24 protein-coding genes, 1 pseudogene and 1 riboswitch are annotated in these 24,675 nt (G+C 71.7%); of the genes and pseudogenes, 15 read left to right on the forward strand and 10 right to left on the reverse strand.

The window, feature by feature from the left end:
• The first annotated feature begins 131 nt into the window (after positions 1 to 131).
• Positions 132 to 1,331, forward strand: coding sequence for a Gfo/Idh/MocA family protein (locus ACWC1K_RS37440; RefSeq protein WP_450837356.1), 1,200 nt, complete (start codon positions 132 to 134; stop codon positions 1,329 to 1,331).
• 25 nt (positions 1,332 to 1,356) lie between these two features.
• Here the strand turns inward: ACWC1K_RS37440 and ACWC1K_RS37445 are convergent, their stop codons facing one another.
• Together ACWC1K_RS37445 and ACWC1K_RS37450 are read right to left on the reverse strand one after the other, a co-directional pair.
• Positions 1,357 to 2,055 carry a L,D-transpeptidase family protein gene (locus ACWC1K_RS37445; RefSeq protein ID WP_450837357.1) on the reverse strand — a complete coding sequence of 233 codons (699 nt, stop codon included), beginning with the start codon at positions 2,053 to 2,055 and terminating at the stop codon, positions 1,357 to 1,359.
• Between the two features lie 200 nt (positions 2,056 to 2,255).
• The gene (locus ACWC1K_RS37450; RefSeq protein ID WP_450837358.1) at positions 2,256 to 3,053 is read right to left on the reverse strand and encodes an SDR family NAD(P)-dependent oxidoreductase; all 798 of its coding nucleotides are present in this window, start codon (positions 3,051 to 3,053) and stop codon (positions 2,256 to 2,258) included.
• Between the two features lie 49 nt (positions 3,054 to 3,102).
• Between ACWC1K_RS37450 and ACWC1K_RS37455 the strand changes: the two genes are divergently transcribed.
• A complete protein-coding gene (locus ACWC1K_RS37455; protein ID WP_450837359.1) occupies positions 3,103 to 3,651 on the forward strand; it encodes a hypothetical protein in 549 nt (182 codons plus the stop codon).
• Here the strand turns inward: ACWC1K_RS37455 and ACWC1K_RS37460 are convergent.
• The 4 genes from ACWC1K_RS37460 to ACWC1K_RS37475 all read right to left on the reverse strand — a co-directional run bounded on the left by ACWC1K_RS37460 (position 3,642) and on the right by ACWC1K_RS37475 (position 6,741).
• Positions 3,642 to 4,556, reverse strand: coding sequence for an SDR family oxidoreductase (locus ACWC1K_RS37460; RefSeq protein ID WP_450837360.1), 915 nt, complete (start codon positions 4,554 to 4,556; stop codon positions 3,642 to 3,644). The two genes, ACWC1K_RS37455 and ACWC1K_RS37460, sit on opposite strands and share 10 nt — an antisense overlap.
• A 75-nt stretch (positions 4,557 to 4,631) precedes the next feature.
• Positions 4,632 to 5,006, reverse strand: coding sequence for a DUF4180 domain-containing protein (locus ACWC1K_RS37465; RefSeq protein ID WP_450837361.1), 375 nt, complete (start codon positions 5,004 to 5,006; stop codon positions 4,632 to 4,634).
• Positions 5,007 to 5,026: 20 nt separating this feature from the next.
• Entirely contained in the window at positions 5,027 to 5,656 is a 630-nt protein-coding gene (locus tag ACWC1K_RS37470; RefSeq protein ID WP_450837362.1) for an MBL fold metallo-hydrolase, read from the reverse strand.
• Complete coding sequence (locus ACWC1K_RS37475) at positions 5,656 to 6,741, reverse strand: S-(hydroxymethyl)mycothiol dehydrogenase (RefSeq protein ID WP_450837363.1); 1,086 nt, start codon at positions 6,739 to 6,741, stop codon at positions 5,656 to 5,658. The genes ACWC1K_RS37470 and ACWC1K_RS37475 overlap by 1 nt, the downstream gene beginning before the upstream one ends.
• A gap of 141 nt (positions 6,742 to 6,882) precedes the next feature.
• On the opposite strand from ACWC1K_RS37475, the gene ACWC1K_RS37480 reads away from it, so the two are divergent.
• Positions 6,883 to 8,637, forward strand: coding sequence for an ABC transporter ATP-binding protein (locus tag ACWC1K_RS37480; RefSeq protein WP_450837364.1), 1,755 nt, complete (start codon positions 6,883 to 6,885; stop codon positions 8,635 to 8,637).
• On the opposite strand, the gene ACWC1K_RS37485 is transcribed toward ACWC1K_RS37480, so the two are convergent.
• On the reverse strand, positions 8,609 to 9,571 hold the full coding sequence (locus tag ACWC1K_RS37485) for a (2Fe-2S)-binding protein (RefSeq protein WP_450837365.1): 963 nt from the start codon (positions 9,569 to 9,571) through the stop codon (positions 8,609 to 8,611). The genes ACWC1K_RS37480 and ACWC1K_RS37485 overlap by 29 nt on opposite strands.
• A 173-nt stretch (positions 9,572 to 9,744) precedes the next feature.
• On the opposite strand from ACWC1K_RS37485, the gene ACWC1K_RS37490 reads away from it, so the two are divergent.
• From ACWC1K_RS37490 to ACWC1K_RS37530, 9 genes are all read left to right on the forward strand, one after another.
• A complete protein-coding gene (locus ACWC1K_RS37490; protein WP_450837384.1) occupies positions 9,745 to 10,737 on the forward strand; it encodes a FecCD family ABC transporter permease in 993 nt (330 codons plus the stop codon).
• Positions 10,734 to 11,783, forward strand: coding sequence for a FecCD family ABC transporter permease (locus ACWC1K_RS37495; RefSeq protein WP_450837366.1), 1,050 nt, complete (start codon positions 10,734 to 10,736; stop codon positions 11,781 to 11,783). Before ACWC1K_RS37490 ends, ACWC1K_RS37495 begins: the two co-directional genes overlap by 4 nt.
• On the forward strand, positions 11,780 to 12,589 hold the full coding sequence (locus ACWC1K_RS37500) for an ABC transporter ATP-binding protein (RefSeq protein ID WP_450837367.1): 810 nt from the start codon (positions 11,780 to 11,782) through the stop codon (positions 12,587 to 12,589). Before ACWC1K_RS37495 ends, ACWC1K_RS37500 begins: the two co-directional genes overlap by 4 nt.
• Positions 12,590 to 12,622: 33 nt before the next feature.
• Entirely contained in the window at positions 12,623 to 13,642 is a 1,020-nt protein-coding gene (locus ACWC1K_RS37505; RefSeq protein WP_450837368.1) for an ABC transporter substrate-binding protein, read from the forward strand.
• 83 nt (positions 13,643 to 13,725) lie between these two features.
• Positions 13,726 to 14,901, forward strand: a complete 1,176-nt coding sequence (locus tag ACWC1K_RS37510; RefSeq protein WP_450837369.1) for an ATP-grasp domain-containing protein — start codon at positions 13,726 to 13,728, stop codon at positions 14,899 to 14,901.
• Positions 14,898 to 16,601: an IucA/IucC family protein gene (locus tag ACWC1K_RS37515; RefSeq protein ID WP_450837370.1), complete on the forward strand. Its 1,704-nt coding sequence runs from the start codon at positions 14,898 to 14,900 to the stop codon at positions 16,599 to 16,601. Before ACWC1K_RS37510 ends, ACWC1K_RS37515 begins: the two co-directional genes overlap by 4 nt.
• Positions 16,598 to 17,800, forward strand: a complete 1,203-nt coding sequence (locus ACWC1K_RS37520) for an MFS transporter (protein ID WP_450837371.1) — start codon at positions 16,598 to 16,600, stop codon at positions 17,798 to 17,800. Before ACWC1K_RS37515 ends, ACWC1K_RS37520 begins: the two co-directional genes overlap by 4 nt.
• Complete coding sequence (locus ACWC1K_RS37525) at positions 17,800 to 19,566, forward strand: IucA/IucC family protein (protein WP_450837372.1); 1,767 nt, start codon at positions 17,800 to 17,802, stop codon at positions 19,564 to 19,566. The genes ACWC1K_RS37520 and ACWC1K_RS37525 overlap by 1 nt, the downstream gene beginning before the upstream one ends.
• Complete coding sequence (locus tag ACWC1K_RS37530; protein ID WP_450837373.1) at positions 19,563 to 20,771, forward strand: type III PLP-dependent enzyme; 1,209 nt, start codon at positions 19,563 to 19,565, stop codon at positions 20,769 to 20,771. The genes ACWC1K_RS37525 and ACWC1K_RS37530 overlap by 4 nt, the downstream gene beginning before the upstream one ends.
• 84 nt (positions 20,772 to 20,855) lie before the next feature.
• On the opposite strand, the gene ACWC1K_RS37535 is transcribed toward ACWC1K_RS37530, so the two are convergent.
• Positions 20,856 to 21,149: a hypothetical protein gene (locus ACWC1K_RS37535; protein ID WP_450837374.1), complete on the reverse strand. Its 294-nt coding sequence runs from the start codon at positions 21,147 to 21,149 to the stop codon at positions 20,856 to 20,858.
• Positions 21,150 to 21,321: 172 nt separating this feature from the next.
• Between ACWC1K_RS37535 and ACWC1K_RS37540 the strand changes: the two genes are divergently transcribed.
• Together ACWC1K_RS37540 and ACWC1K_RS37545 are read left to right on the forward strand one after the other, a co-directional pair.
• On the forward strand, positions 21,322 to 21,687 hold the full coding sequence (locus tag ACWC1K_RS37540; RefSeq protein WP_450837375.1) for a nuclear transport factor 2 family protein: 366 nt from the start codon (positions 21,322 to 21,324) through the stop codon (positions 21,685 to 21,687).
• 244 nt (positions 21,688 to 21,931) lie between these two features.
• Positions 21,932 to 22,015: riboswitch (ZMP/ZTP riboswitch) on the forward strand.
• Positions 22,016 to 22,038: 23 nt separating this feature from the next.
• Positions 22,039 to 22,887 (forward strand): bifunctional 5,10-methylenetetrahydrofolate dehydrogenase/5,10-methenyltetrahydrofolate cyclohydrolase, encoded by an 849-nt coding sequence (locus ACWC1K_RS37545; RefSeq protein WP_450837376.1) that lies wholly within the window; start codon positions 22,039 to 22,041, stop codon positions 22,885 to 22,887.
• Here ACWC1K_RS37545 and ACWC1K_RS37550 read toward each other — a convergent pair whose 3' ends face one another.
• Together ACWC1K_RS37550 and ACWC1K_RS37555 are read right to left on the reverse strand one after the other, a co-directional pair.
• On the reverse strand, positions 22,888 to 23,862 hold the full coding sequence (locus tag ACWC1K_RS37550; RefSeq protein WP_450837377.1) for a CU044_5270 family protein: 975 nt from the start codon (positions 23,860 to 23,862) through the stop codon (positions 22,888 to 22,890).
• Positions 23,855 to 24,415, reverse strand: coding sequence for an RNA polymerase sigma factor (locus tag ACWC1K_RS37555; protein WP_450837378.1), 561 nt, complete (start codon positions 24,413 to 24,415; stop codon positions 23,855 to 23,857). The genes ACWC1K_RS37550 and ACWC1K_RS37555 overlap by 8 nt, the downstream gene beginning before the upstream one ends.
• Before the next feature lie 45 nt (positions 24,416 to 24,460).
• Here ACWC1K_RS37555 and ACWC1K_RS37560 point away from each other — a divergent pair.
• Positions 24,461 to 24,675, forward strand: a pseudogene (locus tag ACWC1K_RS37560) (cytochrome ubiquinol oxidase subunit I); the annotation flags it as partial.

Consider the following 24,675-nt stretch of genomic DNA (forward strand, 5'->3'; position numbering starts at 1 on the left):
AGTCTCCCGATGACCATCGCCTCCAGCAGCCCTCCGATGCACGGCCTCGGCGGGGACGCATCCGTCACCGGCCTCGATCAGACCAACGACCAGATCAATCTCATTCACTCCCAGTGAAGGACACCCCTTTCATGACGTTCTCGCTCGGCATCGTCGGTGCCGGCCAGTTCTCCGGCCAGTTCGCCACCCTCTTCCAAGCCCACCCCGGCGTCCGCGAGGTCTACGTCACCGACCTCCTGCCCGAACGGGCCGAACAGCTCGCCGCCGCACAGCAGTTGGCGGGCACCTTCCCCTCGTACGAGGCCATGCTGGAGTCCCCGGCCGTCGACGCGGTCGCCATCTTCACCCAGCGCTGGACCCACGGACCGCTGGTCCTGCGGGGCCTGGGCGCCGGCAAGCACGTGTACTCGGCGGTCCCCATGGCGATAGCCACCGAGGAGATCGCCGCCATCATCGACGCGGTCAAGGCGACCGGACTGACGTACATGATGGGCGAGACCAGCCAGTACAACCCGGCGACCGTGCACGCCCGCAACCAGATCGCCGAGGGCGCCTTCGGGCGGATCTTCTACGCCGAGGGCGACTACGTCCACGACATGGATCTGGGGTTCTACGAGGCCTACCGGTACAGCGGCGGCGAGAACTGGAAGCAGACCGCCAGCTATCCCCCGCTGCTCTACCCGACCCACTCGGTGGGCGGGGTGCTCGGTGCCTGGCAGACGCACGCGGTGAGCGTGTCGGCGATCGGAGTGGTCGACGAGCGCGGCGACGGCGTCTTCGACAGGGACGTCAGCCAGTTCGGCAACGACTTCTCCAACGCGACCGCGCTGTTCGAGGTGGCCGGCGGCGGGTCGTTCCGTACGAACGAGTTCCGGCGGGTGGGCTACCCCTCGCACATCCGGGAGTCGCGTTTCCGGTTCTTCGGGACCGAGGCGAGCATGGAGCAGCTCGCGACGGTGGCGCTGTGGCAGGACAAGAAGGGCGTGAAGGACATCAGCGAGCTGCTGGAGCCCAAGCCCACCCTGTCCCCTGACGACCCGTCACTCCAGCACATCGCGCCGGATCTGCGGGCCGCCTTCACCTCGGGCTCGGCGCCGGTGCACGACCGGGCGCGGCTGCCGCGGGAGTTCGACAACCTGCACAACGGGCACGAGGGCAGCCACCACTTCCTCGTCGACGACTTCGTGACCGCCGTGAACACGCGGTCGCTGCCGTCGGTGAACGCGTGGGTGGCCGCCCGCTACACCCTGCCGGGCATCGTCGCGCACGAGTCGGCGCGGCAGGGTGGAGTACGGCTGGAGATCCCGGACTTCGGGGACGCGCCGCAGTAGGCGCGAGCCGGGGCCGGGTACCTGCTCAGGTGCCCGGCTTGCGGCCGTAGACGAAGACGTCGTCGCCGGTCTTCAGCAGCGACCAGTACTTCTTGGCCGCGGCCGGCGTCATGTTCGTGCAGCCGTGCGAGCCCGGCGGGTTCCACATGCTGAGGTTCACGGAGTGGAAGGCCTGGCCGCCGTCGAAGAACTGGCTGTACGGCATGGGCACGTTGTAGATGTTCGAGACGTGGTTCTTGTCCCGCCAGTAGATCTTCTTCAGGCCGGTGCGGGTCTCGTAGCCGTCGCGGCCGGTGCGGACCGGGACCGGGCCGTAGACGAGCCTGCTGCCGTCCTGGATCCAGCTGAGCTGGAGGGTCAGGTTCACGCAGGCTATGCGGCCCTTGTTGGTCGGGCAGGCGCCGTCCCGGTTGGGGTCGCTGCCGACGGCCTTCTGCTTGTTCATGAGGTCCATCACGCCCCAGGTGACGGAACCCGCGTACCCGATGTTCGGGGTGATGCCGTGCTTGGTCTGGAAGGCCTTGATGGCCTTGCAGTCGGTGGCGGACTGCTTGCCGTCGACGGTCAGACCGAGGAACTTCTCCACCTGCTTCTGGTACGGCCCGGTCTGTGTGGTGCAGCCCGTGGCCGCCTGCGCGGGCGCCGTCCCCAGCGCGAGTGCGAGCGGTGCCACCAGTCCGGTGATCCCGAGTGCGACGGCACCCCGTCTGCGTATGTCCCCCATGGCCTGCCTTGCCTTTCATGCGGCTGAGTCGGTCAGATCTGCGATTCCTGCCAGCTAGACCGGCGTCCGGCGCGATCGGTTGCAAGGCCTCCTCACGATGCGACGAAACGGTGACATTCGCAGTGCCGCAGGTCACAGCGTGATGCACGCCCCACGGAAGGACCGCCTGTATCCCTGGCGTCTCACCTGCCCCGCAAGGCTCAGATGTCCCGGCTCTGCCGCGTCGTCCTGAGGAATCCCGTGTTCACCGCGGTGACACCGCCGTCGACCGTGAGCGAGGTGCCGGTGATCCAGGACGCCTCGCGGGAGGCGAGGAAGGCGACCGCGGCGGCGATGTCGGCCGGCTCCCCGACCCTGCCGAGGGGGTACAGCGCACGCAAGGCCTCGAGCTCGTCCTCGCGGCCCTCCCACGCCGAGGTGCGTACCGTTCCGGGCATCACGAGGTTGACGCGGACGCCCCGTGCGGCGACGTGCGCGGCCGTCGTGCGGGTGAGGGAGAGCAGAGCGGCCTTGGCCGCGCTGTAGGCGTGGTTGCCGAAGTCCTGGAGGGCGTTGACGGAACCGATGTTGACGACGGCGCCGCGTCCGGAGGCGGCCAGGTGCGGGAGGGCCGCACGGCAGCAGCGGTAGGTCCCACTCAGGGTGATGTCGAGGTCGCGGTCCCACGCCTCGTCCGGGCCGTCCTCGAAGAGCGTGGTGTCGGGGGTGCAGCTCGCCGCGCTGTTGACCAGGACGTCCAGCGAGCCGAAGGCGTCCACGGCGTGCGCGACGGCCGCCTCGACGGAGGCCCGGTCGGCCACGTCGCACCCCAACGCCTCGCCGGCCAGGCCCTGTTCCCGCAGCACGGCCGCGGTGGCGGCCGCCTCGGCTGCGTCCACGTCGGTCAGCAGCACCCGCGCCCCTTCCCCGGCGAGCCGCCGGGCGACGGCGGCTCCGATGCCGCGGGCGGCGCCGGTGACGAGAACTCCGTACCCCTCGAAGCGCTTCGTGTCAGCCATGGCCCGAACCTACTCCCGGGGCGATCAAGAAGGCGGATAACGTGCCGCCATGTCCGCGTTCATACAGCAACTTCCCGCGCTCATCGGTGTGGTGATCGGCGCATTCGGTTCCTATCTGGCGGTGGTGCGGGGCGACCAGGTGAGGTTCCGGCGCGAACAGGCGGCACGTTGGGAGGAGAGACGGCTGGCGGTGTACTCCGACTACGCGCGGTCGGTGAAGCAGACGGTCACGGTGACGTACCGGGTCGCTTCCGAACTCGGCAACGGGACGCACCCGGATCCCCTCACCCCCGAAGAGGCCAAGCCGCTGCTGGCCGCGGCGAACGCCGGACGAGATCCTGCGAGTGAGGCGCTGATCATGCTGGGCAGCCCCGAGGTGGTGGCGACGTCACGGGCCTGGGTCGTGACGGTGATGGAGATGGAACGGTTCGTGCGTGAGGGCACCAGGGATCCGGAGGCCTGGCAGGCACTGCTGGATCAGCAGCGCGCCGGACGTACGGCCTACTACGCGGCGGTGCGGGAGGACCTCGGCCTTCCGCCGGGCCATTCGGCGCGCCGGCCCGTCCGCTCCGGGGACCCCGTGTCTCCTCAGCGGTAGCCGGTCGGGTCGGCCGGCTTCCCCGCGTCCTGGACCTCGACGAGGTACCGCCAGGCGTCCGGGCGGCTGCCGTCGAGGTCCGTGAAGCCGTACTCCCGGGCGAGTGAGCCACTGGAGAGGGACGCGCCGTTCCATCGGGCCACGTCGGGGTCGGCGGCGAGGGCGGCGACGGCGCGGCCCACGTAGTGCGGGGTCTCGGAGATGGCGAAGTGGGGGACGCGTTCCAGGGCGTCGCGCCAGTTGTCCTCGCGGACGCCGAAGTGGTCGAGCATGATCTCCGAGCGCAGCCAGCCGGGCGTCAGCGCGACGGCGCTCGCCCCGCGCGGCCCGAGTTCATGGCTCAGGGCGAAGGCCATGCGCAGCACGGACGTCTTGGCGAGGTCGTAGAAGAAGGACACGCGGTAGGTGTCGCGGTTGTACTCGGCGGTTCCGTCGGTGACCTCGACGACCAGGCCGCCGGGGTGGCGCAGGAGGAGGGGCAGGGCGTGGTGGCTGGTGATCGCGTGGGTCTCGACGGCGAGCCGGAGCAGCCGCAGCCCCTTGTCGAGGTCGTGCTCCCAGACCGGCCTGTCCCAGGCGAAGAGGTTCTCACCACCCCAGATGTCGTTGACGAGGACGTCGAGGCGGCCCTGTTCGTCCGCGATGCGGTCCACGAGGGTGCGGACCTGTGCGGGGTCGAGGTGGTCGGTGGGTACGGCGATGCCCTGGCCGCCCGCCTCGGTGACGAGGTCGGCGGTGTCCTCGATGGTCTCGGGGCGGTCGTACTCCGAGCGCTGCGCGCGGGTGGTGCGTCCGGTGACGTAGACCGTGGCACCGGCCGCACCGAGTTCCACGGCGATCCCGCGGCCCGCGCCCCGCGTCGCCCCGGCGACCAGCGCCACCTTCCCCTTCAGCGGTGCGGACATGTCCGGCCTCCCTTTCACCTACGGCTGCTGTCTCCGTCGAGGGTGCCGGGAAAGCCGGACATCTTCTGTCACCTTTTACGGTTGCAGTCTCGCGGCGAGGGCGTCCTCGTCCGCCAGGAACCAGATGTGGCCGCCCTGGTTGGTCTCATGGACGAAGTCGCGCAGTGCCGAGCTCTCGGCAAGGTGCCGGGAGAGATCGCCGACGACGGCGAGCCGCACCCGGTAGTTCACGAATTTCTGCAGGACCGCGCCCGCGACCCCCGACCCCAGCCGGAAGAACTCGTCTGCCACCCGCTCCACGGGCAGCGCGACCAGCTCCGCCTCGTACCCCATCGCATCGCCGATCAGATCGAGCGCGGCCTGTTCACCGTCGAGCAGCGGGCCGTCGGGCGTACAGCGCAGGACGCGTACGCCGTGGAGGTCTTCGAGCGTTCCGGGGATCGTGGTCATGGGACGTGATCCTAGGAGTTTCAGTGGCCGCGAGTGATCCATTCCTCCAGGTGGGGTGCTTCGGCACCGATGGTGGTCGGATCGCCGTGGCCGGTGAGGACCCTGGTCTCCGGGGGAAGGGTGAGCAGGCGGTCGCGGATCGAGTCGATGATCGTCGGGAAGTGGGAGTAGGAGCGGCCGGTCGCGCCGGGGCCGCCCCGGAAGAGGGTGTCGCCGGTGAAGACCGCGGCCAGGGCGGGGTCGTACAGGCAGACGGCGCCCGGTGCATGGCCCGGGGTGTGGAGGACCGTCAGGTCGACCCCCGCCGCCTCGATGACCTGGCCGTCGGCCAGGTGGGCGTCGGGGTCGCGGTCGGGGTGGGTGAGCTTCCACAGCGGCAGGTCGTCGGGGTGCAGCCAGATGGTCGCGCCGGTGCGGTCGGCGAGCGCGGGCGCGGCGTCGATGTGGTCGTTGTGGGCGTGGGTGCACACGATGGCCGCGAGGCGGCGGTCCCCGACGGCCTCGGCGATGGCGTCGGCGTCGTGAGCGGCGTCGATGACGATGACCTCGTGGTCGTCGCCGACGATCCACACGTTGTTGTCCACCTCCCAGGTGCCGCCGTCCAGACTGAAGGTGCCGGAGGTGACGAGGCGTTCGATGCGGGCGGCCATCACAGCACCACCACCGAGCGCAGCACGTCGCCGTGGTGCATCCGCTCGAACGCCTTCTCCACGTCGGTGAGTCGGATGGTCTCGGTGACGAACTTGTCCAGCGGCAGCCGGCCCTGGAGGTGCAGGTCGACGAGCATCGGGAAGTCGCGGGAGGGCAGGCAGTCGCCGTACCAGGACGACTTCAGTGATCCGCCGCGCCCGAACACGTCCAGGAGGGGCAGTTCGAGCTTCATTTCGGGAGTGGGCACACCGACGAGCACGACCGTCCCGGCGAGATCGCGGGCGTAGAAGGCCTGCTGGTACGTCTCCGGACGGCCGACCGCCTCGATGACGACGTCGGCGCCGAAGCCGCCGGTCAGCTCGCGGATGGCTTCCACCGGGTCGCTCTCCTTGGAGTTGACGGTGTGCGTGGCGCCCATCTCGCGTGCCTTGGCCAGCTTCCGGTCGTCGATGTCCACCGCGATGATCTTCGCGGCGCCCGCGAGGTTCGCTCCCGCGATCGCCGCGTCGCCCACACCGCCGCAGCCGATGACGGCGACGGTGTCGCCACGGCCGACGTTGCCGGTGTTGATCGCCGCGCCGATGCCGGCCATCACCCCGCAGCCCAGCAGCCCGGCCACCTGCGGCGCGACGCTCGCGTCCACCTTCGTGCACTGCCCGGCCGCCACCAGGGTCTTCTCCGCGAAGGCGCCGATGCCCAGCGCCGGGGAGAGTTCGGTGCCGTCGGTGAGGGTCATCTTCTGCTCGGCGTTGTGGGTGTTGAAGCAGTACCAGGGCCGTCCCCGCAGACAAGCCCGGCAATTCCCGCACACGGCACGCCAGTTGAGGATCACGAAGTCACCGGGTGCGACGTCCGTGACACCCGCGCCGACCGACTCCACCACACCGGCCGCCTCATGGCCGAGCAGGAAGGGGAAGTCGTCGCTGATTCCGCCCTGCTTGTAGTGCAGATCGGTATGACACACCCCGCACGCCTGGATCCGTACGACCGCCTCCCCTGGGCCGGGGTCCGGCACGACGATCGTCTCCACCCGCACCGGCTCGCCCTTGCCCGGTGCGATCACGCCGCGTACTTCCTGCGCCATGGCGTCGAAACCTTTCGTCTGCGGATGTCCGTACGTCCGACCCTACGGGTGACTGATCAGTAACGGCGCCGGAGCAGGCTGCCTCGGGGCGGCTGCCGACCGACGTAGCCTGAATGCTCCGCACGACTCCCGAGGAGCGCCGTGAGCACCCCAGAGACCGAGCCCCGGCCGCCCGCCTGGCGGCTGCTCCTCGCCTATGTACGGCCGCACCGGTGGACCCTGCTGACGGGCGCACTGCTGTCGCTGGTCACCGGGGCCACCGGGCTGCTGCTGCCGCTGGTGGCCAAGGGGCTGATCGACGACCTGTCGCACGACCGGGCCATCACCGGCGCGCTGCTCGCCATGTCGGGGCTGGTGGTCACCAACGCCGCCGTGGGCGCGCTCGGTTCGTATGTGCTGCGGCGGACCGCGGAGTCGGTGGTGCTGGGCGCGCGGCGCGCCCTGTCCTCGTATCTGCTGCGGCTGCGGGTCCCCGCGGTGGACCGCAGCGAGCCGGGCGACCTGATGGCCCGCATCACCTCCGACACCACGCTGCTGCGCGAGGTCACCACCGATTCGCTGGTCGGCCTGGGCACGGGCGGGCTCACCCTCGTCGCGACGGTGGTGATGATGGGGCTGGTGGATCCGGTGCTGCTCGGCGTCACCCTGTGCGTGATCCTCGGGGCGGGCACGGTGCTCGGTGTGATCGCGCCGCGCATCAACCGGGCCAGCCGGCAGGCGCAGGACGCGGTCGGTGTCATGGGGGCCTCGTTGGAGCGCATACTCGGCGCGCTGCGCACGGTGAAGGCCTCGGGTGCCGAGGACCGGGAGGAGCGGACGCTGCACGGGGCCGCCGAGGAGTCGTGGCGGCAGAGCGTGCGCGCCGCCAAGTGGTCGGCCGCGGCGGGCAACACGGCCGGTCTCGCGATGCAGATCGCCTTCATCACGGTGCTCGCGGTGGGCGGTGCGCGGGTGGCGACCGGGGCCGTCCGGATCGGCACGCTGGTCGCGTTCCTGCTGTACGTCTTCTATCTGATGTCGCCGATCCAGCAGGTGGTCGGCGCGATCACGCAGTACCAGACGGGCGCCGCCGCCCTCGCCCGCATCCAGGAGGCGCTGAGCCTGCCCTCCGAACCGGCGGCCCGGCCCGCCCCGTTGCCCACGCCGGGCGCGGAACCGGCCGCCGTCGCCTTCGACGAGGTCCGCTTCCGGTACGCCGACGATCTGCCGTACGTCCATCACGGGGTGACGTTCGCCGTGCCGGCCCGTGGCATGACGGCGTTCGTCGGCCCGTCCGGTGCGGGCAAGACCACGGTGTTCTCCCTCATCGAGCGGTTCTACGATCCCGAGTCCGGCACCATCACGCTGGACGGAATCGGCCTGCAGGACTGGGAGTTGCCGAGGCTCCGGTCGGCGATCGGCTATGTGGAGCAGGACGCTCCCGTCCTGTCGGGTTCGCTGCGGGACAATCTGCTGCTGGGCAACCCGGACGCGGACGACGACGCGGTGACGCGCGTGCTGAAGACGACCCGGCTGGACGGCCTGGTCGCCCGGCTGCCCGGCGGTCTCGACACGCTGGTGGGGCACCGCGGCACCAGGCTGTCGGGCGGCGAGCGGCAGCGGGTCGCCATCGCCCGTGCGCTGCTGCGCAGGCCACGGCTGCTGTTGCTCGACGAGGCCACCTCGCAGTTGGATGCGGTCAATGAGGCGGCGCTGCGGGACACGGTCGGCGATGTCGCCCGGACCACTACCGTTCTTGTTGTTGCGCACCGGCTGTCCACCGTGACGATGGCTGATCGGATTGTGGTGATGGATGCGGGGCGGGTGCGGGCGGTGGGAACCCACCGGGAACTGGTTGCGGCGGATCCGCTGTACGCGGAGTTGGCGGCTACACAGTTTCTTGCCACCGCCGACTGACGGCAAGGGGTTCTTGTTCGACTACAGCACCATCGTGGCTGGTCGCGCAGTTCCCCGCGCCCCTTTGGGGCGCTCCCCCGGCCGTCTCCTTTTCAGCTGCCAACCTGCGCAGGCGATCCGTGTCAGTGGTGCGGGGGCACGTCACGCAGGCCTCAGCGGGCTTGATCGCATAGAACATGCAGCAGCCGGTGCGCGTGCGGGTCGGGTGTCGTCGGCCGTCGTCGCCCGTCAGGTGGCGGAAGCCGGCGCCGCCCGGGTACGGGGGCACGGCGATCGGGAGGACTTCGGTGGCGGCTCGTACGGCGGCGGTCTCCTGGCCGAGCATGCGGCCGAGGTGCCAGATGCCGGAGACGAGGTCGTCGGCGACCAGGCCCCAGAGGGAACGCGCGCCGCGTCGTGCGACCGGGCCGACCGCGGCCAGCAGCGGGCGCATGTGGTCGGCCGTCGACATGCGCAACGCGGCCCGCAGGGACTCTTCCTGAGGGGTCGTCAGTGTGCCGGGAAGTGAGGCGAGGGGGTCGCCGGGCAGACAGGCGAGCTCGGTGCCGGGGGTGATCTCGTACGTACCCGTGGTGAGATCGAGGCGCAGGTCCTCGGGGCGGATGCGGGGTACGCGCCGTTCGAGGTACCAGGTCCCGCCCAGCAGGACGCCGAGGGCCCAGGCGTAGCCGTGCAGGGCGCGTGAGGCGGCGACGTCGCGGCGCGCGGTGACGCCGTATCGGGCGTGGATGCGGGCCGCCTCGGCGTCGACGAAGGCGTCGAGCACGTCGCGGTCCGACGCCAAGTCGGCTGCGGTGACCGCGGCCTGTGCCTCGTGGCCCGGCGCGACGACCCGTACGTCCAGCGTTTCGCAGATGTCGGCGAGTCTGCGGTAGGTGGCGCCCAGGGCATGCGTAACGGCACCGGCGGGCGGGGTCCTCAGAGCCAAAGGCATGGGCGCTCCAGCACAGAAAGTTGAGAGAAGATTGCCAAGGCCAGCCTTACCTTACTTCATGCGGATCATGGAACCCCCACGTCAGGGTCACCTCATGGCCAATTGAAAAGTAAAGCAAGGCTAGCCTAAGCTCACGGCTTGTGACTGCGACCCAACGGGGCGCACCGGTCGGTGTGCCCTCCCCTGCCCTCAGACACCTCCCCGTGTTCCTCGCCGGACTGGGCGCCCTGGTGCTCTGCACCGCGCTGAGTCTCGCGCTCGGTGCCCGGTCGGTGCCCCTGTCCACGGTGGCCGACGCACTGTTCGGCCATGCCCAGGGCCGGGATGCGCTCGTGGTCACCGGGCTGCGGCTGCCGCGTACCGTCATCGGTCTCGCGGTGGGGGCCGCGCTCGGGGTCGCCGGGGCCGTCGCCCAGGGCATCACCCGCAATCCGCTCGCATCGCCGACCACCCTCGGCATCAACGCGGGCGCCGGTTTCGCGGTCGTCGTCGCGATCTTCGCGCTGAAGCTCAACGACCCTGCGCAGTACGTGTGGTTCGCGTTCGCCGGGGCCGCGGGTGCCGCCCTGTTCGCCCAGGCGCTGGCCCGCCGCGCCGGGGACATCGATCCCGTACGGCTCGCCCTCGGCGGCACCGTGCTCCAACTGGTGCTGCTGTCCTGGACGTCGGCGGTGATGCTGCTGAACCAGCGCACCCTCGACGAGGCCCGCTTCTGGCTGGCCGGATCCCTGTCCGGCAGGCCTCTCGACGTGCTGTGGCCGGTGCTGCCGACCCTGCTGCTCGGCCTGGCGGTCGCCCTCGCCGTGTCACCCGCCCTCAACGCCCTTGCCCTGGGCGACGATTCGGCTCAGGCGCTCGGGGTGCCGGTGGCCCGGATCCGGCTGGCCGGCGGTGTCGCCGTGGTCCTGCTCGCGGGTTCGGCGGTCGCCGTGGCCGGGCCGGTCGCCTTCATCGGCCTCGCCGCTCCTCATCTCGTACGGCCCCTGCTGGGCGCCGACCACCGGCTGCTGGTGCCCGGTTGCCTGATCGCCGGACCGCTGCTGCTGCTCGCGGCCGATGTTCTCGGCCGGATGGTGATCCGCCCCTCGGAGCTGGAGGCCGGGATCGTGACGGCGTTCCTGGGTGCACCCCTGCTGGCGCTGCTGGCGCGGAAGGTGGCCCGATGACTGCCCTCGTCGCCTCCGCCCCTGCCAAGTCCGCGTCCCGCGTCCGGGTACGCCGCCGTGTCCTGGTGTTCGCCGCCAGTGGTCTCGTCGCGCTCTTCGTGCTGCTCACCGTGTCCCTGACGACGGGTGAGATGCCCATGCCGGCAGGCACGGCGCTGCGGGCGCTGGTCGGGCTCGGGGATTTTGGGGACGTGCTGGTGGTGCAGCAGTTCCGGGCGCCCAGGGCGGTGGCGGCGATCGTCGCCGGTGCCGGTCTGGGAGCGGCGGGCTGCGTGCTGCAGCGGCTGTTCCGCAATCCCCTGGCGTCTCCTGATGTCATGGGCGTGACAGGCGGGGCCTCGCTGGGCGCGGTCGCGCTGATCGCCGCCGGGGCCTCGCAGGCACTGATCCCGGTCGGGGCTGTCGGCGGTGGCCTGCTCGCGGCGCTGCTGCTCGGCGTGTTCGCCTGGCGGTCCGGGCTCGCCGTCACCCGGCTGGTACTCACCGGGCTAGCGGTGCAGGCGGGCTTGGCCGCCGCCGTGAACCTGATGATCGTGCGCTTCCCGGCCGAGCTCGCCGGGTCGGCGCTGCAGTGGACCACCGGCTCGGTGTACGGGCGGACGTGGACGGAGGTGTGGGGAGCGGCCGGCGCCATGGTGCTCGCGTTCGCCGCCACCCTCGTACTGCACCGGCGGCTGGCCGTGCTCGACCTCGGGGACGAATCGGCGGGTGCGCTGGGCCTGCGGACTTCCGCCGCCCGCCTCCAGCTTCTGTTCGTCGCCGTGGCGTTGGCATCGCTTGCGGCCGCGCTCGCCGGCCCGGTGACCTTCGTCGCCCTCGCCGTGCCGCACCTCGTGCGCCTGGTCACCGGTCCGCCGACGGCCGCGTCCCTGGGGCTGGCCGGTCTCACCGGAGCGGTGCTGCTGCTCGCCTCCGACCTGGTGGTGCAGCACCTCCTGCCGATCGAGGGGCTGCCGGTCGGGGCGGTCACCGCCACGCTGGGCGCGCCCTGGCTGCTGGTGCTGATGTTCCGGCAGAGCTCACCCGTCCAGAGGAGCCACGCATGACCAACCAGATTCAGACCCAGGGCCTCGATCTGCGCTACGGCGACCGGCTCGTCGTCGGCGGGCTCGATCTGACGCTGCCGGGCGGCGCCGTCACCGCGATCGTGGGACCCAACGCCTGCGGGAAGTCGACCCTGCTGCGGGGCCTGAGCCGGCTGCTCGCCCCGTCCGCGGGGACCGTCACGCTGGACGGTGCGGACATCCACCGTATGGCGGCGCGGACGCTCGCCCGCCGGATGGGACTGCTGCCCCAGCAGCCGGTCACCCCCGAGGCGATCACCGTCGAGTCGCTCGTACGCCTGGGCCGGTATCCGCACCAGCGGCTGCTGAGCCCCTGGTCGGCCGCGGACCAGCGGGCGGTGGAGGAGGCGCTGGAGCGCACCGGCACCGCGTCCCTGCGCGACCAGCCCGTCGACCGGCTCTCCGGTGGTCAGCGCCAACGCGCCTGGATCGCCCTGGCGTTGGCGCAGGACACCGAGCTCCTCCTGCTCGACGAACCCACCACCTTCCTGGACCTGCGGCACCAGCTCGACGTCCTCGACCTGGTCGCCGCCCTGCACGCCGAGGCCGGCCGCACCGTGGTGATGGTGCTGCACGACCTCGGACAGGCCGCCCGCTACGCGGACCACATGGTGGTCCTCAAGGAGGGCCGCCTCGCCGCCGCCGGCACCCCGGCCGACGTCCTCGACGCGGACCTGGTCAGGTCCGTGTTCGACGTGGACTGCCGGGTGATCCCCGACCCGGAGACCGGCACACCGCTGGTCGTCCCGAAGAGCAGCGCGGTCCGGCAACCGGCCGCATCCGCCTGACTCACCCCTCCCCTACCAGAAAGACCACCCCCCATGTTCAAGCGCTCTCCCCTGCGCGGAATCGGCCGGCTGATCGCCGTGCTGCTCTCCGTCGTCCTCGGTACGGCCGTACTGGCCGCCTGCGGCAGCGAGAAGACCGACGCGGTCGACACGGCGAAGGCCTCCGGCGCGGGATCCGCCGGCTTCCCGCGCACCCTCAAGACGGTGATGGGCGACGTCAAGATCCCCTCGCAGCCGAAGCGGGTCGTGGTGCTCGACACCGGTGAGCTGGACGACGTCACCCTGCTCGGCATCGACCCGGTCGGCGCGGTCGCCCCGCACTTCAAGACGGAGGGCGGCTTCCCGACGTATCTGAAGGGCGAGCTGAACGGCACCGCCGACGTCGGCCCGCTCCTCGAACCCAACCTGGAGAAGATCGCGTCCCTGAAGCCCGATCTGATCCTGTCGTCGAAGGTCCGGCACGAGAAGGTCTACGACAAGCTCTCCGCCATCGCCCCGACCGTCTTCACGGAGACCACCGGCGGTGTCTGGAAGCAGAACCTCAAGGTGCACGCCGAGGCGCTCGGCCTGGAGAAGCAGGCCGCCGCGAAGCTCAAGGAGTACGAGACGCAGGCCAAGGCGCTGGGTGAGGCCATCAGGAAGAAGGACGGCGGCACCATGCCCACGGCGTCCGTGGTCCGCTTCATCGCCGGTCCGACCCGCCTCTACCAGACCAACTCCTACAGCGGTGTCGTGCTGAACGACATCGGCTTCAAGCGGCCCAAGTCCCAGGTGTCCGACGACCCCGCCGTCACCATGAAGGACGTCAGCCCGGAGGAGATCGACCAGGCCGACGCCGACCTGATCTTCGTGACCACCGCGGACACCCCGGACAAGACCCAGCAGAAGCAGGTCACCTCCAACCCGGTCTGGAAGTCCCTCCCGGCCGTCAAGGACGGCAAGGTCTTCACCGTCCCGGACGAGACGTGGATGTCCGGCATCGGCGTCCAGGCCGCGGAGCAGATGCTGAAGGACGTGGCGAAGGCCACCGGCGTGGAGCTCCCGAAGAAGTAACTCCCGCTCTTTCGGGGCGGGCCGCCGCACCGCCGCGGCCCGCCCCCGACCCCCCACCCGCCAGCGGAAGTTGTTCATCAGCCATGCGTCTGTATCTGCTTGCCCTCAACCCGACCGACTCCGTCTCCGAGGGCTTCCTGCCCGCCGCCGCCCGGCTGGGCCTGGACGTCACCGTCCTCACCGACCAGCCCGAGGCCCACCGCCGCGCCCACCCGGACACCGAGGTCCTGGAGTGCGACGTCCGCGACCACCGGGCCGTCATCACCCGCATCTCGACGCACCACCGCCCCGACGCCGTCTTCACCAACAGCGACCACCTCCAGACCCAGGCCGCCCTCGCCGCCGCCTACTTCGGCCTGCCCGCCAAGGACTGGCGGGCCGCGCTCGCCACCAAGGACAAGGCGGAGATGCGGCGCCGGCTCGCCGCCGCCGGCCTGGACACGGTCTGGTCGGCCGAGCTCACCGAGCCGGTCGCGCCGGACGACGCGCCGTACCCCTGCGTCCTCAAGCCCCGCGAGGGCGTGGCCAGCGAGGACGTCGTCCTGGTCGACGACGCCGAGCAACTGACCACACACGCCAAGGACATCCTTCAGCGCCGCCCCGGAGCCGTCCTGCTCGTCGAGGAGTACCTCCCCGGCGAGCTGTACACCCTGGAGACGCTCGGCGACGGTCACGTCCGCCATGTGCTGGGCGGCTTCCACACCGAGCTGTCGCCCCCGCCGTACTTCATCGAGGAGCGCCTCACCTTCGTCCCCGCCCACCCGGAGGCGGTCGTCGCGCAGGTTCTCGCCCAACTGGACGCGCTGGGCGTCGGTTTCGGAGCCTGCCACACGGAGTTCGTGGTGCACGCGGGCCGGGCCAGGATCATCGAGGTCAACTACCGTGCCATCGGCGACCAGTGCGATCTGCTGCTGGCCCGGCTGCTGGAGATACCGCTCTTCGAGCTGATCCTCCGCGCCCATCTGGGCGAGCGTCTCCCCGCCGACCTCGGAACCCGCCGCGACGGCGCCGCGCGCCTGGACTACCCGTGCGCCGACCGCGCCGGAACCCTGACCGAAGCCCCCGCACGCCAGGAACTGACCGTCGACGGCGTGCATCTGACGTACCGTCCGCTGCGACCGGTGGGCGAGCGGCACGAGCTGTACCGCACCAACCGCGACTACCTCGGTGTCCTGCGGACCGTCGGCACCGACCAGGCGACGGTGGACCGCGTGTCGGCCGACTTCCTGGCCGCGCAGCGCTGGGAGATCCGGCCGTGACCGCGCCGACCGTGACGGACACCTGCGAGGCGGAGCTGCTCACCCGCGTGCTCAGCGCCCTGCTGCGGGAGGACGTGGTCGGGCTGCGCAGCCGCAGCACACTCGTGCACCGACCCGACGGCGCCTGGCTGCGGTTGCCCACCAGCGAGGACGCCCTGCTGCTGCCCGTCACCGAGGACGGCTACCAGTGCGAGCACCGCGCCCGGCTGCCCCTGCTCGCGTACGAGTCGGACGGCTCCGAGCTGACCTCGTACGAAGGGGTGCTCGGCGCGCTGCGTGAGCTCGCCAAGCCCGTGGACCGCGACGGCTTCGACGCGTTCGCCGAGGAGTGCCGTCAGACGCTGGACACGATGCGGCTGCACACGCGGACCCGGGACGAGACCGACCGGCGGCTCACCGACCGGTACGGGGACGATCCGGCCCGGTGGACGGGTCCGGCCTACGACACGCTGGCGGCCCGCCTCGACCATCCCGTCTACCCGACCGCGCGCGGCCGCGCAGGCCTGACCGAGGAGCAACTGCGGGCATACGCACCGGAGTTCCATCCCCGTTTCGCCCTGCGCTGGCTCGCCGTGCCGCGTGAGACGGTGACCCTGACCGGCCCCCTTCCCGAACTGTGGCCCTCGCCTGCGCGGCTCGGTCTGCCCGAGGTGGAACAGACCCATGTGGCGCTGCCCGTCCACCCGTTGACCGTGGGCGCGCCGCTCGACGAGGCGCTGCGGACCACCGGCCTCGCCGGCCGTGCGCTGCTCGCCGAGCAGGCCCACCTCGAAGTCGTGCCGACACTCTCGATGCGCACGGTCGCGGTAGCCGCGGATCCCTCCCTGCACCTCAAACTACCCCTGGTCACGGCCACCTTGGGTCTGCGCAACAAGCGCTCCATCAAGCCCGGCACGCTCGTCGACGGCGCGGCGGGGCAGCGCCTGGTGGAGGCGGTGGCCGCGCGCGAACCCCGTTTCCGGGACACGATCCTGCACGCCGACGAGACCACGTACGCGCATGCGGGCCACGAACTCCTCGCGGTTCTGTGCCGCCGCCTGCCAGCCACCCCCGAGGACTCCGTCGTGGTTCCGCTGGCCGCGCTGCTCGCCGAGGCGCCCGGCGGGCGACTGGTCCTCGACCACCTGGCCGACCGCTTCTACGGCGGCGATCCACTGGCCCTGTTCGACGCCTGTCTGTCGCTGCTGTTCGACTGGCAGACCACCCTGTTCGGCTACGGCATCGCGCTGGAGTCGCACCAGCAGAACGTCTCGCTGGTGCTGGCGCCGGGCGGTCCGCGGTTGCTGTTCAAGGACAACGACGGGCCCCGCGTCAACACCTCGCGACTTGCGGCCGTGCTGCCCGGGCCGTGGGGTTTCGACGACCCGCGGACCTTCACCGCCGGGGACGGGCCGGTCGCCGACGTGTTCGCCACCATCACCGTTCATCTGTGCGCGGGGGCCTACGCGTTCGGGCTCGCCGGACAGCGGGACGCACTGCTGAGGATTGTCCGCGCACGGCTCGCGGAGGCCGTCGACCGGCTCGGCGGTGAGGCGGGCGCGGTCCTGCGGGCGCACGTCCTCGAGGCGCCGCGGTTGCCGGTCAAGGCCATGGTCACGGCCGGCACGCTGCTCAGCAAGGAGCGCTCGGGCGCCGCGGACGTCAACAAGCACTACACGAGCGGCCCCAACTACCTGCTGCCCGACGGTGGTTGCGCATGAGCGCCGACACGCTGCGGATGCCGGGTACGGCGTTCACCCGCGGGCATGTGCACGCGGTCGCGGGCTGCTACTTCGTGGCGTCCTTCGCGGCGCTCGGGCTGCCGCCGTATCTCACTGAGATCCTCCCGGAGCTGGGTGACCGCCATGCCCGCTGGGCGGGGGTGCTGTACGTCGTGCCGACCGTGTTCGGTGCGCTGGGCGCCCCGCTGTGGGGGCGGCTCGCCGACCGCTACGGCCGGAAACGACTGCTGCTGCGCGCCCAGTTGGGGCTGGCCGTGGCCTTCCTGCTCGCGGGCTGGGCCGACTCCCTGGCCACGTTCACCGTGGCGCTGGTGCTCCAGGGCATCCTGGGCGGCACGTTCGCCGCCTCCAACGGCTACCTGGGGGCCGCCCTGGAGGGGCCGGCCCTGTCCAAGGCGCTCACCTTGATGCAGGGCAGCGCGCGGGCCGCCCTGGTCGTGGCCCCGATCGTGGTCGGCTCGCTGTCGGGCCGGCTGTCACCGCACCGCCAGTACGCCCTGCTCGCCGTACTGCCCCTGGCGGCGGCGCTGTTGCTGGCGGCACTGCCCGAACCGGAGCCTGCCGCGCAGGAGTCGGAGAACGACCCTCGGACGCCTGCCGTGCACGAGCCGCCGGTGATCTCACTCAAGGCCCTGTACGCCTTGGAGTTCGCCTTCGTCTTCTCCACCGTCATCTCCTTCCCCTATCTGATCGCCCTCGTCGACGACCGCCTCCCGGGCACCTCGCCGACCTTGTCCGGCGTGCTGTTCGCCCTCCCCCACCTGTGCTATCTGGTCTCGGCGCTGGCCGTGCACTCCGCCTTCCACACCCGCCCCCGCACCGGGATCGCGCTCGGCTTCGCCTGCATCGCGCTCGGGCTCGCCGGACACGGGATCGCAGGCTCCCTGCCCACGCTGATCGCCGTACGGCTGCTGCTGGGCGCGGGTCTCACGCTCGGCCTGGTGTGCCTGTCGGTGCTGGCCGCCGACTGCGCCAAGGGCAGGGCGCCGGGCGGGATGTTCGGCTCGCTGGAGTTCTTCTCCAAGGCCGGGGCGGTCGCCGCCGGAGTGGCCGCGGCGGCGGGCAGCGCCCGCTTCGGCCCGGCCGCACCCGTGCTCATCGGCAGCGCGGCCGCCGCCGTCACCGTACTGGCCACGGCCCTCCCCCCGCTCACCCCCCGCACCCGCAGGAGCCGCTGATGCCCTCGCTGACCCGTCCCCAGACCCCGTCCGGGGGGCCCGCGACCTCGCTCTCCGGGAGTACCGCCGCGCCCGCCGGGCTCCCCTCCGCCGACGACGTCGTGGCCCACACCCTCCTCAACTGCCTGTTGCGCGAGGTATCGGGCCCCGAGCACCAGTCGGTCGTCGCCGACGGCCGGCTGCTGCTGCGGCTGCCCCGCCGTGGAGTGCTGCTGCGGGTCGCGCTGCGCCGCACCTCGCTGCTGGGCTCGCACCGCTTCACCGGCCCCGTGAGCGAACAGGGCGGCGACGGCTGGTCGGAGGTGGACTGGCGGCGCCTGGCCGAGTACACGCACGACGAGCTGTCGCTGCGCACCGGTGTGCGCAACGAGGAGTTCCTGGAGCAGATCGCCTCCAGCCACGACGCCATCACCACCGCGCTCGCCGCGAAGCGACCCGCATGCCTCCCGGACGACCGGCTCTCCGCCTATCTGGCCTCCGAGCAGTCCCTGCTGTTCGGGCACCGCTTCCACCCCACGCCCAAGGCCCGCACCGGCGACCCGCACGCCTGGTCCGCCTACGCCCCCGAGGCCGGCGCCTCCTTCCCGCTGCGGCACCTCGCCGTCCGTGCCCACCTGATCGCCGAGGAGTGCGCGGACCCGTCGGCGACCGCCCCGCTGGACGGGCTGCGCACGGACCTCCCCGAGGGGTACCGGCTGCTGCCCGCGCACCCCTGGCAGTACGAGACGCTCCGGACCCACCCGGCCCTGCGCGCCGCCCTCGACCGCGGCGACGTCCTCGACCTGGGCCCGGGCGGGCAGCCCTTCGCGGCCACCGCCTCGGTGCGCACCCTGTACGACGGGGAGACCTTCCTCAAGTTCAGCCTGAACGTCCGGATCACCAACTGCCTGCGCAAGAACAGCAGTTACGAGCTGTCCGGCGCCGTCGCCCTGACCCGTGTGCTGGCCCCGGCACTCGCCGACCTGGCCGAGCGCTTCCCCGGCAGCGCCGTGCTGCGCGAGCCGGCCTACCGCACGCTGGCCCTCCCCGGCCCGGACGGCACCCCCGACCGCGAGCTGTTCGAGGGCTTCGGCGTCATCGTCCGCGAGGGCCTGCCGCGCCGCCTCGCCCCGGGCACGGTTCCCCTGCTCGCGGCGGCCGTCGCCGACGAGTATCCGACCGGCGCCGCCCACGTCTCCCGCCTCCTCGACGGAGCGGACGTACGCACGACCCTCGCCTGGTGGTCGACGTATCTCGATCTGCTCGTCCCGCCCGTCCTGGCCGCGTACTTCGACCACGGCCTGGTCCTGGAACCGCACCTGCAGAACGTCCTGCTGTGCGTCGGTGCCGACGGGATGCCCGCCCAGGTCCTCTTCCGCGACCTGGAGGGCACCAAGCTGGTGCCCGAACACCATGCCGAGACGCTGGCCGCGCTGCCGTCCGACGTCGCGGGCCCGATGACCTACGACGCGCAGCGCGGCTGGGACCGGGTCGTGTACTGCCTGCTCGTCAACCACATCGCCGAGCTGCTCGCCGCCCTCGCCGACCTGCACCCGCAGGCCGAGGCGGCCCTGTGGGCCCGGGTCCGCGGCACGCTCCAGGCGTACGCCGACCGTCACGGCTGCCCGCCGAGGCTCGCCGCCCTGCTCGCCGGGGTGCCGCTGCCCGCCAAGGCCAACCTGCTGACCCGCTGGGAGCGCAAGGCGGACCGGGAGGCCGGCTACGTCCGGCTGCCGTCCCCGCTCGCCGAGGACATCCTGCGCGACACGACCGGGAGCACCCGATGACGGACCCGACACCCGCGGTCCACGACCGCGTCCTGTCCCTGCCCTCCGCCGAACTGCCCGCGTACATCTACGACTTGGCGGCGCTGCGTGCCCATGCCGCGGCCGTCCGGGCCGCACTGCCCGCGCGGGTCGAGATGTACTACGCCGCCAAGGCGAACCCGGAGCCGGAGATCCTCGGCGCGCTCGGCCCGTACGTCGACGGCTACGAGGTCTCCTCGGGCGGTGAACTCACCCATGTCGCGGGGGCGGTGCCGGAGCTCCCGCTCGCCTTCGGCGGTCCCGGCAAGACGCCGGACGAGGTGCGGGCCGCGCTGGAGCTCGGCGTCGGGCGTTTCCATGTGGAGAGCGAGTACGAGCTGCGCATGCTGGCCGAGCTGGCGCGGACGTGTGCGCCGGGGCGACGGGTGGCGGTGCTGGTCCGCGTCAATCTTCCGGTCGCGGACGGGGCGCTGGCGGGCAGCTCACTGGCGATGGGGGGCCGTCCTACGCCGTTCGGACTGGATCCGGCGCAGGCCGTCGCCGTCGTCCGGGCGCTCGCCGACGGGACGTATCCGCACCTCGACCTACGGGGCGTTCACGCACACCTGGCCAGTGGACTGGAGGCGGCGGAGCAGCTGGCGGTGGCCGAGTCCGTGGTGACCTGGGCGAGGGGCCTCGGTGTTCCGCTCGCCGAGGTCAACATCGGCGGCGGCATGACCGTCGACTACGACGATCCGGAGCGCCGCTTCGACTGGTCCGCGTACGGCAGCGGGCTCGCCCGTCTGACCGAGGCGCACCCCGGGCTGACCCTGCGCATCGAGCCGGGGCGGGCGCTGACGGCGTACTGCGGCTGGTACGCCACCGAGGTGCTGGATGTGAAGCGCAGCCACGGCGAGGAGTTCGCGGTGGTCCGCGGCGGCACCCACCATCTGCGGACTCCGGCGACGAAGGGGCACGACCAGCCCTGCTCCGTGCTGAAGGTGGACGCCTGGCCGCACCCGTGGCCGCGGTCGGCCGCCGGAGGCGACCGCGTCACGCTGGCCGGGCAGCTGTGTACGCCGAAGGACGTCCTGGCCCGGCGGGTACCCGCGCCGGGGCTCAGGGCCGGCGACCGGGTGGTGTTCTCGCTGGCGGGGGCTTACGCGTGGAACATCTCGCACCACGACTTCCTGATGCACCCCCGGCCCGGTTTCCACTTCCTTCACCCTTCAACAGCAGGGTCGTGACCAGGTCACCGGCACAGCGAAAGGGCCGCCCGTCTCCGGGCGGCCCTTTCGCTGTGGGGGGACGTTCGATGCGGCGTCGGCGGGTTACAGGGCCCCCGGGAACCCGCTGGCGGCTCCCATGCGGGCGACCCGGTCCAGCTGCTCGAGGTTGTTGAGGCGGTTGAGGTGCCGCAGTTGCTCGGAGGGGCGCGGCACCTCGGCCCGGCGCTCCGCCGGGATACCGCTCTGGGCGAGCGAGTCGAGCGTGGAGATCGGGTTGAGCTCGCCGGCGTCCTTGTTCTGGATGGTCGCGTCGGACGCACAGGCAAGAGGTGCGGCAAGGGCGGTGATTCCTGCGGCGAGACCAACGGCGGCGACGATACGTCGTGTTGAGATCATGCTTCCCACAACGCCACCGGACCCGCGGCGGTCACGGCCACGCCCCGCCGCTCACCCATCAGGGGCAGTGCTCCGGCTGCGCTTGCCGAGGCTGCCGCGGCGGAGGAGCCTCAGAGGAGAGGTCCTTCGCGGCCCGCAGCTCCTCGGGTCGCAGCCCTCGAAGGAGGTCATCATGGGCACCACGGCAACTCCCGGCTTCAGCGCGGACACCCTGCGCAAGGGGGTCGAAGGACACACGGCGGCGGATCTTCTGTCGCTCTACACGGACGACGCGCAGATACGCATCGTCGACCGCAACACCCAGCCCAGCCAGCCCAAGGTCCTGCGCGGTCGCCAGGAGATCGGCGCGATGTTCGAGGACATCTACAGCCGCGACATGACGCACCACATGGACCAGTGCATCGTTCAGGGCGACCACGCCGCCTACAGCCAGTCCTGCCAGTACGCGGACGGAACGCGTGTCCTGGCCGAGTCGATGATCACGCTGCGCGACGGCAAGATCGCCGAAGAGGTCCTGATCCAGGCATGGGACGAGTAGGAGGCGGAACCGCGAGGGTCCAGGTCACCTCCCGATTGACCTGGACCCTCTCGGCCCGTGCGACGCTGGGACGAGTGCGCCCGGCCCGGCCTCGGACGGGCACGGCACAACGGCTGGCGTCGGTGGCCGTGCTGCGGTCGATACTGAGAGCGAGGCGGTCCCGCCCGCTTCCCGCTGCGCGCAGACGGCGCGTCCTGCACCGGTGAAAGCGGCTTCAGACCGCCGTGGCGGCTCGGCCAGTCTGGGGGCGGGCCGTGACTGGCGCTGAGGTGGAGCACCACCGGGGAGCGGCCACGCGGAGTCGATGCCGTGCGCCTGGGCGATACGGTCACACCAGCCCAGGAGTGGATCATGTCCCAGGCCCGGCTCATCGACGGCACCTCCCTTGCCCGGCGCATCGTCGAGGACACGGCCAAGCGGGCGGCCGACCTCACCGAACGGACCGGAACGGCGCCCTGTCTGGCGACGGTGCTGGTCGGCGAGGACCCCGCCTCGGTCACCTACGTCCGGATGAAGCGCCACCGCTGCCGCAAGGCCGGCATCGACTCCCGCCACGTGGAGCTTCCCGCCGCCACGACCACCGCCGAACTCGTCGGCGCCCTGCGTTCCCTGTCGAGCGACCCTGCTGTGCACGGCATTCTGCTGCAGCACCCGATGGGTGAGCACATCGACGAGCGGGCCGCGTTCGAGGCGATCGCGCCCGAGAAGGACGTCGACGGCGTCACCTTCGCCTCGTTCGCGACGATGAGCTTCGGCCTGCCGGGCTTCGTGTCGTGCACCCCGGGCGGCATCATGCGGCTGCTCGACGAGTACGGCGTCGACCCGTCGGGGAAGCGGGCCGTGGTCGTGGGCCGCAGCGCCATCCTCGGCAGGCCGGCCGGCATGCTGCTGCTCGCCCGTGACGCGACGGTGACGTACTGCCACTCCCGCACCCGGGACCTGTCCTCGGTCGTGCGGGAGGCGGACATCGTGCTCGCCGCCGCGGGCCGGCCGCGGCTGATCCGGGGCGAGGACATCAAGCCCGGCGCGGTCGTGATCGACGCCTGCTACAACCCGGGCAACATCGGCGAGGTCGACTTCGACTCGGCCGTGGAGCGGGCCGGGCTGATCACTCCGGTGCCGGGCGGTGTCGGTCCGATGACGGTCGCCACGCTGCTGGAGCAGACCGTGGATGCCGCCGCCCGGCAGCTCGGGGTGTGATCAGCGCATCCAGGCGCTGTAGTCCATGACGTCGCCGGCCTTGACGCCGTACTGCGGCTCCGCCCTGGTGAAGACGGTCTCCAGGCCGAGGACCGCGCCGGTGGACGGCTGCATGATCAGCATCCGGCGGTATCCGGCGCCCTCGTACTCGTACGCCTGGCCGCGCCGCCCGAGCCGGTCGGTGACCTGGCCGGCCGGCCGCAGCCCCTCGGTGCCCGCGAGGAGCCGGGCCAGCGTCGCGGACTCCCGGGCGCCGAGGGTCCAGTGGTCGAGCAACACCGCTACTGCGTCGAGGAGTTCGGGAGTCGTCAGCCTGGTGTGGGAGTACGTGGCTTCCTGGAGATAGGCCCGCAGCCGCGCCGTGTCGTTCGGCGGCGGCGACTCGGGCGGCGCGTCGCTCCAGCTCGGCGGGTAGCTCTGCTTGCTGATGACATGGCCGTCCTCAACCAGGTGCGGATCACCGCCGTCGTCGCGGACCACCGGCCGGCCGGGGTGGCGCGGGTCGGTCGCCACCACGAGCTCCGTGTGGCTGCTGTCGGCCTTCCAGCGCACGACCCGCTCCTCCGGGAGCGTCACCGGAGGCTTGTCGTCGCTCATGCCCAGGCTCCAGGACTGCACATGCGTGCCTTTGCGCAGCTTCGGCGCATCCTCGGCCGTGGTCTGCCGCTGCGCACGGTCGGCAAGTTCGTCCAGGGGTACGGGGGTGGAGTCGGCCTGGACGACCAGCGGGCGGGGTGCGGCGACGGCAGGCGCGGTGCCGGGGCCGCCGAGCAGCAGCGTCAGCGCGGTCGCGGCGACGACGGCGGTGGCGGCCAGGCCCCAGACGAGCCGGGTGCGGCGGCGGCCCTTGGGGCGCTCGTGCAGCAGCCGGTTGAGCCGGCGTTCGGCGTGGTGGTCGAGGGGGCCGTCGCCGTAGTGGGGACCGTCGACCGGTACCGGGTTGGCGCGGCGCAGGAGTTCGAGTTCGTCAGCCATGGCCGTGTCCCTTCGAGGGGGTCGCGTCGGCGGAGGGCGCGGTGGGGCGCAGAGGACCCATGCGGTCTATCTCGGCTCTCAGCCGGCGCCGGGCGCGGTGCAGCCGCATCGCTGCGGCCCTTGTGCCGCAGCCGAGGGCGACGGCCACCTCGTCGACGCCCAGTTCCTCCCATGCCGTCAGGCGCAGCACCTCCTGATCGGCCTCGGACAGCCGGGCCAGCGCCTCGTGCACCCAGGCGCCCGGTGTCTCCGCGTCGGGGCTCGCCACGATCTGCCGGCCGTGTGCGGTCTCGTCGTTGCCCAGCCGGTCGACCAGCCGGCGCCGCCGCCCGTAGCCGCGTACCGCGTTCGCCAGGCAGTTGCGGGCCACGCCGTACAGCCAGGGCAGCGGGGATCCCGGCAGGTCGGCCCGGCGTCGCCAGGCAACCGTGAACACCTCCGCCACCACTTCCTCCACCTCGCTGGTCCGCCCGTCCAGTCGCCGCGCGACATAGCGGCTGACCGCCCAGTAGTGCTCGCGATAGGCAGCGGCGAAGATCTCGTCGTTGCTCATGTCCCGTTCGTGTCCGGCACCATCCGGATCGTCACACCCGTTTCCGTGATTCTCGTCGCGTCATCCGAGTGTGACCGGCGTGCCCGGACCGGACACAGGCGGGGCATGAGGCACCTCAAGTGGCTGACGACCACTGATCACAAGACGATCGGAACGCTGTATCTGGTCACGTCGTTCGCGTTCTTCCTGATCGGCGGCGTGATGGCGCTGCTGATGCGCGCCGAGCTGGCTCGACCTGGTCTGCAGATCATGTCGAACGA

This window comes from Streptomyces sp. NPDC001492, from assembly GCF_053597275.1.